Source organism: Bradyrhizobium sp. SSBR45G (assembly GCF_030159255.1).
Lineage (GTDB): Bacteria > Pseudomonadota > Alphaproteobacteria > Rhizobiales > Xanthobacteraceae > Bradyrhizobium.
Map to the genome: position 1 here is coordinate 1 of NZ_BSCT01000070.1, position 9,776 is coordinate 9,776.

The following is a 9,776-nucleotide window of genomic DNA, read 5'->3' on the forward strand; positions in this document are numbered from 1 at the left end:
GCGCACCGGGGAGATCGCGAAGCAGCCGTAAGCCCGTCGCGCAGGGAATGCCGGAATGTCGGCTGCACCTGTGGTACCTGCCGCCTGCATTTTTTTCCGCAGGCGGGCCATGGGTGAGGCCTTCACCCGGCATTCCCTGCGCCCTCTGCACTTGCTTGCGAGGGACGAACTGATCGCAAGCCTCGGGCATCAGCTGCCGCGAGACTGCGTCCCCATGTCGATCGCTGTTTGAGATGTGAATCGGAATGCCAGCACCGCGGCCGTAGGGTGGCAAAGCAGCCGCCGCAGGCGGTCGCGTGCCCACCGTGCATCCGCGTCGGTGGTGGGAATGGTGGGCACGGCGCGCGCTGGAGCAAACAGCTCACAACTCGGCGCGCCTTTGCCCACCCTACAGACCGTCGTCGCCACCCACCGCCGTCATCCCGGACAAGCCTGCCGGCGCGAAGCGGCGGCGGGGCGCCGATCCGGGATCCATACGCCGTGGCGGAGGTGGTGGGCAAAGAGCCAATGATCAGCCTGCCTCAAACCACTCGCAGTGGCTATGGATCCGGGCGTCCGCCAGGATGACAGTGGAGTTTGTTGTTGGCACTGCATGTAACAACGCGCTTGCCTGAATGAGCAGCCGCAAGGGTGGACAAAGACGCCTGGGAGGTCCGCGTTGGAGATGGCGATCTCGCGCGCCGTGCCCACCGCGGTCGTTCGGCAAAGAACGGTGGGCACCTGCCGCGTTCGGCTGACCTTGGCCCGCCCTGCGCTCATCGAACTAATACGCCTGCTTGGCGTCGGCCTCTTCGCTGGTCTGGATCAGATCCAGGCTTGCCTCGATCTTGCCGATCAGGCGGTCGAAGGTCTTGCGCTCGTCGGCGGACAGGCAGGCCATGATCTCGCGCTCGCGTTGCTGCAGGCGTGGGATCAGTTCCTCGTACAAGGTCTTGCCCTTGCGCGTCAGGCGCAGGCGGAATTCGCGGCGGTCGTCGGCATTCTCGACGCGCTCGATCAGCCGCCGCTCCAGCAGCGACGTCACCGCGCGGCTGATGGTCGATTTGTGGGTGCGGGTGCAGGCTGCGACATATTGCGCGCTACAGGCCTCGCGGCGGAAGCCGAGCGTCGCCAGCACGCGCCATTCCGGAATGTCGAGCCCGTAGCGCTCGCGATATTCGCTGGCGAGCGCGGCGCTGACCTCCGCGGCCAGACGATTCAGCCGGAACGGCGCAAACTTGAACAAATCGAGCCGCTCGCCGTCATTTGGCGATGCAGCATTTCGTCCGCCCTCACTGCCCTTGACCTGGCGCCGGGACTCCGCCGTGGATGGATTCGCCAAGATCGCGCTCCGATTTTTGAGTTGACGCGGCCGGGGCCGTCCGCTTTAGAATAGTTGCAGGTGAGACTATCTGGCAAGACGGCCCAGGGGCTCACCTGAGGAAATGTCGGTCGCTTCGACAGTCAAGCAAACCAATCGTCAAGCAAACCATAAGGCGAGCAAGCCATGGTGCAGGCCAATCCGGGGCAGGGCGCAAGCCACGCAAAGGTTCAGTTCGGCTATCATCGCCACGGCGATCAGGACCGCGCCGCGCCGGCCGAGCATCCGGTCGTCGTCGTCGGTGCGGGTCCCGTAGGGCTGTCACTGGCGATCGATCTGGCGCAGCGCGGCCATGCCGTGGTCGTGGTCGACGACGCCGATCGCATCGGCGAGGGCTCGCGCGCGATCTGCTTCTCCAAGCGCTCGCTCGACTATTGGGACCGGCTCGGGGTCGGCGACCGCATGGTCGACAAGGGCGTGGTGTGGAATGTCGGTCGCATCTTCCACGGTCCGTCCGAGCTCTATCAGTTCAACCTGCTACCGGAGCCCGGCCACAAGCGGCCGGCCTTCATCAACCTGCAGCAGTTCTATGCCGAGGCCTATCTGGTCGATCGGGTTACGCAGCTGCCGGCGATCTCGCTGCGCTGGCGCAACAAGGTGACGGCGCTGGAGCAGCGGAATGACAGGGCCGTGCTGACCATCGAGACGCCGGACGGCCCCTATCGCCTGTCGGCGCAATATGTGATCGCCTGTGATGGTGCGCGCTCTTCGTTGCGCCAGATGGTCGGGGCGGGATTCTCCGGCAAGGTGTTCGAGGATCAGTTCCTGATCGCCGACGTCAAGATGACGGCGGAGTTTCCGACCGAACGCTGGTTCTGGTTCGATCCGCCGTTCCATGCCGGGCGCTCGGCGCTGCTGCATCGCCAGCCTGACGACGTCTGGCGCATCGACCTGCAGCTGACGCCGGATTGCGATCCCGCGGAGGAGAAGAAGCCGGAGAACGTGCGCCCGCGCATCGCGCGCATGCTCGGTCATGACAAGTTCGACTTCGAATGGATCTCGCTCTACAAGTTCCAGTGCCGGCGCATGGAGCGCTTCATCCACGGCCGTGTGATCTTCGCCGGGGACTCGGCGCATCAGGTCTCGCCGTTCGGCGCCCGCGGCGCCAATTCCGGGCTGGAGGATGCGGAGAACCTGTCCTGGAAGCTCGATCGCGTCCTGCGCGGGACGTCGCCGTCCGGTCTGCTCGAGACCTATCACATCGAGCGCAGTGCCGCGGCCGACGAGAACATCCGCGAATCAACGCGGTCCACCGATTTCATGGCGCCGGTCAGCGCGCAGGAGGCGCGGCTGCGCAAGGCGGTGCTGGCGCTCGCCAAGGAGACCGAGTTCGGCAAGCGCATGGTCAATGGCGGCCGGCTGTCGGTGCCGTCGGTCTATGAGACGCCGCTGTCGACGGCCGATGCTGATGCTTGGCAGGGCGGACCTTGCCCGGGCACCTCGATGCTGGATGCGCCGCTGAAAGCGGCTGATGGCAGGCACCTTCATCTCACCGACGCGTTCAACGCGGAGGGCCGGCGTTTCACCTTGCTGTCATTCGCCAACAGCGAAGATGTGGATGCGCCCGAAGAGGTCGGTGTCATCCGGATCGGCGGAAGCGATGGCCTGGACGATGCTGAAGGTTTTGCTGGCAAGCGTTACGGTGCCGCCGCAGGTACATCTTATCTGCTGCGCCCGGACGGCTATGTCGCGGCCCGCTTCCGTCATCCGACACGAGCTGACATCGCGGCGGCCGTGGCGCGCGCGTCTGGCCTGAACTGAGGGAGCCATCACGATGCCGCTCTCGACCGCCTCTAATTTCGCCAAGCCCGATGACGCGTTCCGCGCCATCGTCGAGGCGCATCGCGGACTCTCGGAGAAGGACAGTGCCGATCTCGATGCGGCGCTGGTCCTGATCCTCTCCAATCACATTGGCGACATCGGCGTGTTGCGCGAGGCGATCACGCTGGCGAAACGGCGCATGATCGATGCCGGTCAACAGCAACAACAGCAGCAGCAATAGGGCGCTGCAGACACGGGGAATGAACTGATGGCGAAGGGTTTCGCATCTACCACCGACATGGCCGAGAAGAAGGTCACCTTCTCCGAGATCGGCCCCGATCTCTATGCCTTCACGGCGGAGGGTGATCCGAACTCGGCTGTCATCGTCGGCGACGACGGCTGCATCGTGTTCGATGCGCAGGCGACGCCGGCGATGGCCAACAAGGTCATCGAGCGCGTCAAGACCGTCACCGACAAGCCGATCAAATATGTCGTGCTGTCGCATTACCACGCCGTACGCGTGCTCGGTGCCTCGGCCTATCATGCGCAAGGCGTCGTCGCCTCGCAGGAGACGCACCGGCTGATCGTCGAGCGCGGCCAGCAGGATTGGGACTCCGAATATGGCCGCTTCCCGCGGCTGTTCCAGGACGCCGAGAGCATTCCCGGCCTGACCTGGCCGACGCTGACCTTCGAAGGCGAGATGACGATTCATCTCGGCAAGCGCGAGGTGCAGCTGATCCAGCTCGGCGCCGGCCACACCTCCGGCGACATCGTCGCCTGGGTGCCGGATGCCGAGGTGATGTTCTCCGGCGATCTCATCGAATATCACTCGGCCTGCTATTGCGGCGACGCCTATTTGCGCGAATGGCCGGCGACCTTGAACGAGATCCGCGACTTCAATCCCAAGGCGATCGCGCCCGGCCGCGGCGACGCGCTGAAGGGTGAAGCGACCGTGCGCGAAGCGATCGCGATGACGCGCGATTTCGTCAGCTCGCTGTATGGCGCGGCCGAGATGTCGGTCGCCAAGGGCCGCAGCCTGAAGGAATCGATGGCGGCGACGCGCGAGGTCATGGACCCGAAATTCTCGAGCTTCGCCATCTATGAGCACTGCCTGCCGTTCAACGTGTCGCGCGCCTATGACGAAGCCAGCGGCATCGACGATCCCGTGATCTGGACCGCCGAGCGCGACCGTGAGATGTGGGCCCGCCTGCAAGGAGAAGGATGATGAACATCAACACATCGCCTGACCGGCTCAGCCGTGCCACGGGGCAGGTCACGCCGGGCTACATGTCCGGCTTCGGCAATTCGTTCGAGACCGAGGCGCTGCCCGGCGCGCTGCCGATCGGGCGCAACTCGCCGCAGCGTTGCGCCTATGGCCTCTATGCCGAGCAATTGTCCGGCTCGCCGTTCACCGCGCCGCGCGGCTCCAACGAACGCTCCTGGCTGTATCGCATCCGTCCCTCGGTCAAGCACTCCGGGCGCTTCGCGAAGGTCGATGCCGGACTGTGGCGCACCGCGCCGTGCCACGAGCAGGAGATCACGGTGCAGCAGTTGCGCTGGGATCCGACGCCGATTCCGGCAGGCGAGGTGACGTTCCTGCAGGGCGTGCAGACGATGACGACGGCGGGCGACGCAGCCACGCAGGCCGGCATGGCCACGCATGTCTACGTCATCACCAAATCGATGGTCGACCAGCACTTCTACAACGCCGACGGCGAGTTGATGTTCGTGCTGCAGCAGGGCCGCCTGCTGTTCGTCACCGAGTTCGGCCGCATCGACGCCGAGCCCGGCGAGATCGTCGTGATCCCGCGCGGCGTCAAGTTCCGGGTCGAGATCCCAGCGGGTCCGGCGCGCGGCTATCTCTGCGAGAACTATGGCGGCGCCTTCACCTTGCCGGAGCGCGGCCCGATCGGCGCCAACTGCCTCGCCAATGCCCGCGACTTCCTGACGCCGGTCGCCTCCTACGAGGACAAGGACACGCCGACCGAGCTCTACGTCAAATGGGGCGGGGCGCTGTTCAAGACCGAGCTGAAGCACTCGCCGATCGACGTTGTCGCCTGGCACGGCAACTACGCGCCCTACAAATATGATCTGCGGACCTTCTCGCCGGTCGGCGCCATCGGCTTCGATCATCCCGATCCGTCGATCTTCACCGTGCTGACCTCACCATCGGAAACCGCCGGCACCGCCAACATCGACTTCGTGATCTTCCCCGAGCGCTGGATGGTGGCCGACAACACCTTCCGTCCGCCGTGGTATCACATGAACATCATGTCGGAGTTCATGGGCCTGATCTACGGCGTCTACGACGCCAAGCCGCAGGGCTTCGTACCGGGCGGGATGTCCTTGCACAATTGCATGCTGCCGCACGGGCCGGACCGCGAGGCGTTCGATCATGCCAGCAATGGCGAGCTGAAGCCGGTGAAGCTGACGGGCACGATGGCGTTCATGTTCGAGACGCGTTTCCCGCAGCGGATCACGAAGCATGCCGCGGAGGCCGGCACGATCCAGAGCGACTACGCCGATTGCTGGAACGGGCTGGAGAAGAGGTTCGATCCGACCAGGCCGTAGCCAAAACCCGCCGTCATTCCGGGGCGCCGCGTTAGCGGCGAGCCCGGAATCCATAACCACGATTGATCGTGCGGATGGAAAGCTAAGCCACAACCTCCTCGCCTCACACATCTTCCTGTGGCTATGGATTCCGGGCTCGGCCCTGCGGGCCGCCCCGGAATGACAGCGGGAGGCGTGGCGCGAATTCAGGAAAACACCGTGACCCACCCCAACGATCCCTCGCTGCGCTCCTTCATCCCGGTCGATCCGTCGTCCGACTTTCCGATCCAGAACCTGCCCTATGGCGTGTTCTCGGCAGCGGACTCACCGAAGCCGCGCGTCGGTGTCGCCATCGGCGAGTTCGTGCTCGATCTCGCCGTGCTGGAGGACGAAGGCCTGCTCGACCTGTCGCCGGCCTATGAGGTGTTCGCACAACCCTCGCTCAACGCCTTCATGGCGCTCGGCCCGGCGGTGTGGTCGAAGATTCGCGCCGCGATCAGTGCGCTGCTGCGCGATGACAATCCGCGGCTGCGCGACGACAAGCCGCTGCGCAGCCGCGCGCTGCTGCCGCGCCAGGATGTCACGCTGCATCTGCCGTTTCATGTCGCCGGCTACACCGATTTCTATTCGTCGAAGGAGCACGCCACCAATGTCGGCGTCATGTTCCGCGGCAAGGACAATGCGCTGCAGCCGAACTGGCTGCACATGCCGATCGGCTACAACGGCCGCGCGTCGACCGTGGTCGTGTCGGGCACCAAAGTGCGCCGGCCGCGGGGGCAGCTGAAGCCGCCGAGCGCCGAGGTGCCGAGCTTCGGTCCGTGCAAGCGGCTCGATTTCGAGCTCGAGATGGGCGTCGTCATCGGCCAGTCCTCGCCGCTCGGCGAGATGCTGACCGAGGCGCAGGCGGAGGCGATGATCTTCGGCTTCGTGCTGCTCAACGACTGGAGCGCACGCGACATCCAGCAATGGGAGTATGTGCCGCTCGGCCCGTTCCAGGCCAAGGCATTCGCGACCTCGATCAGCCCCTGGGTGGTGACGCGGGAGGCGCTGGAGCCGTTCCGTGTCGTCGGGCCGGTGCAGGACCCGGCGCCGCTGCCGTATCTGCAGCAGGCGCATGCGCAGAACTACGATCTCGCGCTCGAGGTCGCCTTGCGGGCCTCGGGGGGCAACGCGCCTCAGGGCATCTCGCAGACCAACTTCAAATACATGTACTGGTCGAGCGTGCAGCAGCTGATGCACCATGCCTCCTCCGGCTGCGCCATGAGCGTCGGTGATCTCCTGGGGAGCGGCACCATTTCTGGTCCCGAGAAGCACCAGCGCGGCAGCCTGCTGGAAATCAGCTGGAACGGCACCGAGCCGGTCGAACTCGCGGGCGGCGTGACGCGCACGTTCCTGGAAGACGGCGATTCGCTGGTGATGCGCGGCTGGTGCCAGGGGCAGGGCTATCGCGTCGGCTTCGGCGAGGTCGAAGGCACGATCGTCGCGGCCGGGTAGCCCCCACCCACCGCCGTCATTCCGGGGCGCGCGGAACGCGCGAGCCCGGAATCCATAGCCACAGGCGGATGTGTAGTGCGAGCTGCCTGTGGCGATACCTTCATTCAGACGACCAATCGTGGTTATGGATTCCGGGCTCGGCCCTGCGGGCCGCCCCGGAATGACGAGGAGAGAGATCAGCGCTCCTCCGGCACCACGTTCCGGACGAGAGCCACGAAAGCCGTGACGTCCTCCGGCGCATATTTCAGATGCACGCGCTTGTCGGACGGCAGCTGCTTCGTCACGCAAGCGCCCGGCCGCCATTCGTGTTCGGGCCGGATCGGCCGCGGCGCGAAGCCGCCGCCGCAGTTCGGGCAGACGTTGAACAGCTTCGTCTCCACGCAGTCGGTGCAGAAGGTGCACTCATAGGAGCAGATCCGCGCGTCCGTCGCCGACGGCGGCAGGTCCTTGTCGCAATATTCGCAGTTCGGGCGAAGCTGCAGGGCCATGGTCGTCTCGCAGGTGTTGGAATGGCGTGACTGTCGCAAACACCGGTGCGTTGTTGAATGCCGAAGTTCCCTCGATTTGCGCCACGCCGTCAGCCAGCGGGCAGGGATGCGAGCGGCAGCTTCGCGCTCTCCTTCAGCCGGTCGAGCACGATCGAGGAGCGGACATGGGCCACGCTCTGGTGCGGCATCAGCACGTTGTTGACGATGTCGGACAGGCTCTTCAGGTCGCGCAGCACCACCTTGAGCAGATAGTCGGAATCGCCGGTCAGCGCATAGGCCTCCTGGATGTCGTCGACGCGGTTGACCAGCGCACGAAACTTCTGGGCGTTGTCGGGTGAATGGGTCGCCAGGGTGATCTGGATGAAGGCGATCAGCTCGAAGCCGAGCGCCTGGCTTGCCAGCTGCGCGCGATAGCCCGCGATGACCCCGTCCTCCTCTAGCCGCATCCGCCGTCGTGAGCATTGCGAGGCGGACAGGCCGGCGAGGTCGGCCAACTCCTGGTTGGTCAGCCGGCCGTCGTCCTGCAGCGCGGCGAGGATCTTGAGATCGAAGCTGTCGACCGAAATCATGCGTCATTTTCCCTGATCGTGCATGGATCGTGCATATCTGGGCGAAAATGACAATGGTTTGCATGCCCCGTGCGCGGAATTCAGGAGACTATGAGCCCATCAAGCTGAAGGAGCTTCCGCCCATGGGTCCGTTTCCGCACGATGCGCCGCCTGCCACCATCTCCGCCGACAACCCGATGGGGACCGACGGCTTCGAGTTCGTCGAATATGCCCACCCCAAGGCCGGCGAGTTGCATGCGCTGTTCAAGCTGATGGGTTTCGCCGCGGTCGCGCGGCACAAGTCCAAGGCGATCACGGTGTATCGCCAGGGCGACATCAACTATCTCGTCAACGAGGAGCCCGGCAGCCACGGCCACGACTTCGTCGCTGCGCACGGACCGTGCGCGCCGTCGATGGCGTTCCGCGTCGTCGATGCCCAGAAGGCCTATGCGCGCGCGATCGCGCTCGGCGCCGAGCCGGCCGATCTGCCGCCGCAGCAGAAGGCGCTCGACGTCCCGGCGCTCAAGGGCATCGGCGGCAGCCTGCTGTATCTGGTCGATCGCTACGGCGCCAAGGGCTCTGCTTACGATCTCGAATTTGACTGGATCGGCGCGCGCGATCCGCGCCCCGCGGGCTCCGGTCTCTATTACATCGATCATTTGACCCACAACGTGCATCGCGGCCGCATGGACGTGTGGACCGGCTTCTACGAAAAACTGTTCAACTTCCGCCAGATCCGCTTCTTCGACATCGAGGGCCGTGCCTCCGGCCTGTTCTCGCGTGCGCTGACCAGCCCCGACGGCAAGATCCGCATTCCGATCAACGAGGACGCGGGTGATTCCGGGCAGATCGAGGAGTATCTGACGATCTATCGCGGCGAGGGCATCCAGCACATCGCCTGCGGCGCGCGCGACATCTACACGACCGTCGAGGGGCTGCGCGCGGCAGGCCTGCCGTTCATGCCGTCGCCGCCCGACACTTACTTCGAGCGCATCGAAGCGCGCCTGCCTGGGCATGGCGAGGATGTCGCGCGCTTGAAGCGCAACGGCATCCTGATCGACGGCGAGGGTGTCGTCGATGGTGGCCACACCAAGGTGCTCTTGCAGATCTTCTCGGCCAACGCGATCGGCCCGATCTTCTTCGAGTTCATCCAGCGCAAAGGCGACGACGGTTTTGGCGAAGGCAACTTCAAGGCGCTGTTCGAATCGATCGAGGAAGACCAGATCCGCCGCGGCGTGCTGAAGGTGGAGGCGGCGGAGTAGGTGAGGCAGAAGTTGTCATCTTGAGAAGCGTAGCGGCGAAGAAATCTAGACCGCCACCGGCGCACCTGGATTACGTTGCTTCGCTTGCGATGACGGCTTGATAAATAGCTCGACGCCGCCAACAAATCGTGTCGTCCCGGGCAAGTCCGGCGTCGCGCCAGCGACGTCGGGCGCCGACCCGGGACCCATACCGCGTGATCTCACGGTCGGGCACGGTGGCAGATACTTCTCGCCAAACGACGGCTGGTGGTTATGGGTCCCTTAGGCTCACGCCACAAGTGCAACACCTGCTAGGGTGTTGTGGCGATGGGAC

Annotated in this window: 9 protein-coding genes; 6 read left to right on the forward strand and 3 right to left on the reverse strand. The window is 65.0% G+C overall.

The window, feature by feature from the left end; genetic code table 11:
* Positions 1-763: 763 nt before the first annotated feature.
* On the reverse strand, positions 764-1,321 hold the full coding sequence (locus QQL87_RS37050; protein WP_284424065.1) for a MarR family winged helix-turn-helix transcriptional regulator: 558 nt from the start codon (positions 1,319-1,321) through the stop codon (positions 764-766).
* A 165-nt stretch (positions 1,322-1,486) separates the two neighbouring features.
* Here QQL87_RS37050 and QQL87_RS37055 point away from each other — a divergent pair, with 165 nt between their 5' ends.
* From QQL87_RS37055 to fahA, 5 genes are all read left to right on the forward strand, one after another.
* Complete coding sequence (locus QQL87_RS37055) at positions 1,487-3,121, forward strand: FAD-dependent oxidoreductase (protein WP_284424066.1); 1,635 nt, start codon at positions 1,487-1,489, stop codon at positions 3,119-3,121.
* Between the two features lie 13 nt (positions 3,122-3,134).
* On the forward strand, positions 3,135-3,362 hold the full coding sequence (locus QQL87_RS37060) for a DUF2783 domain-containing protein (protein WP_284424067.1): 228 nt from the start codon (positions 3,135-3,137) through the stop codon (positions 3,360-3,362).
* Positions 3,363-3,389: 27 nt separating this feature from the next.
* Positions 3,390-4,346, forward strand: a complete 957-nt coding sequence (locus QQL87_RS37065) for an MBL fold metallo-hydrolase (protein ID WP_284424068.1) — start codon at positions 3,390-3,392, stop codon at positions 4,344-4,346.
* Positions 4,346-5,692, forward strand: a complete 1,347-nt coding sequence (hmgA, locus tag QQL87_RS37070; protein ID WP_284424069.1) for a homogentisate 1,2-dioxygenase — start codon at positions 4,346-4,348, stop codon at positions 5,690-5,692. Before QQL87_RS37065 ends, hmgA begins: the two co-directional genes overlap by 1 nt.
* 198 nt (positions 5,693-5,890) lie before the next feature.
* Positions 5,891-7,165, forward strand: coding sequence for a fumarylacetoacetase (gene fahA / locus QQL87_RS37075; protein WP_284424070.1), 1,275 nt, complete (start codon positions 5,891-5,893; stop codon positions 7,163-7,165).
* 176 nt (positions 7,166-7,341) lie between these two features.
* Here the strand turns inward: fahA and QQL87_RS37080 are convergent, their stop codons facing one another.
* Both QQL87_RS37080 and QQL87_RS37085 read right to left on the reverse strand, forming a co-directional pair.
* The gene (locus tag QQL87_RS37080; protein WP_284424071.1) at positions 7,342-7,653 is read right to left on the reverse strand and encodes a DUF1272 domain-containing protein; all 312 of its coding nucleotides are present in this window, start codon (positions 7,651-7,653) and stop codon (positions 7,342-7,344) included.
* A gap of 89 nt (positions 7,654-7,742) precedes the next feature.
* On the reverse strand, positions 7,743-8,222 hold the full coding sequence (locus QQL87_RS37085) for an Lrp/AsnC family transcriptional regulator (RefSeq protein WP_284424072.1): 480 nt from the start codon (positions 8,220-8,222) through the stop codon (positions 7,743-7,745).
* A gap of 122 nt (positions 8,223-8,344) precedes the next feature.
* Between QQL87_RS37085 and hppD the strand changes: the two genes are divergently transcribed.
* Positions 8,345-9,463, forward strand: coding sequence for a 4-hydroxyphenylpyruvate dioxygenase (hppD, locus tag QQL87_RS37090; RefSeq protein ID WP_284424073.1), 1,119 nt, complete (start codon positions 8,345-8,347; stop codon positions 9,461-9,463).
* Positions 9,464-9,776: the final 313 nt, after the last annotated feature.

Excerpts from the sequence above, each read along its gene's own strand:
- QQL87_RS37055 (WP_284424066.1), top strand. The coding sequence starts at position 1,487 with ATGGTGCAGGCCAATCCGGGGCAGGGCGCAAGCCACGCAAAGGTTCAG.
- QQL87_RS37060 (WP_284424067.1), top strand. The coding sequence starts at position 3,135 with ATGCCGCTCTCGACCGCCTCTAATTTCGCCAAGCCCGATGACGCGTTC.
- QQL87_RS37065 (WP_284424068.1), top strand. The coding sequence starts at position 3,390 with ATGGCGAAGGGTTTCGCATCTACCACCGACATGGCCGAGAAGAAGGTC.
- hmgA (WP_284424069.1), top strand. The coding sequence starts at position 4,346 with ATGAACATCAACACATCGCCTGACCGGCTCAGCCGTGCCACGGGGCAG.
- QQL87_RS37080 (WP_284424071.1), bottom strand. The coding sequence starts at position 7,653 with ATGGCCCTGCAGCTTCGCCCGAACTGCGAATATTGCGACAAGGACCTG.
- QQL87_RS37085 (WP_284424072.1), bottom strand. The coding sequence starts at position 8,222 with ATGATTTCGGTCGACAGCTTCGATCTCAAGATCCTCGCCGCGCTGCAG.
- hppD (WP_284424073.1), top strand. The coding sequence starts at position 8,345 with ATGGGTCCGTTTCCGCACGATGCGCCGCCTGCCACCATCTCCGCCGAC.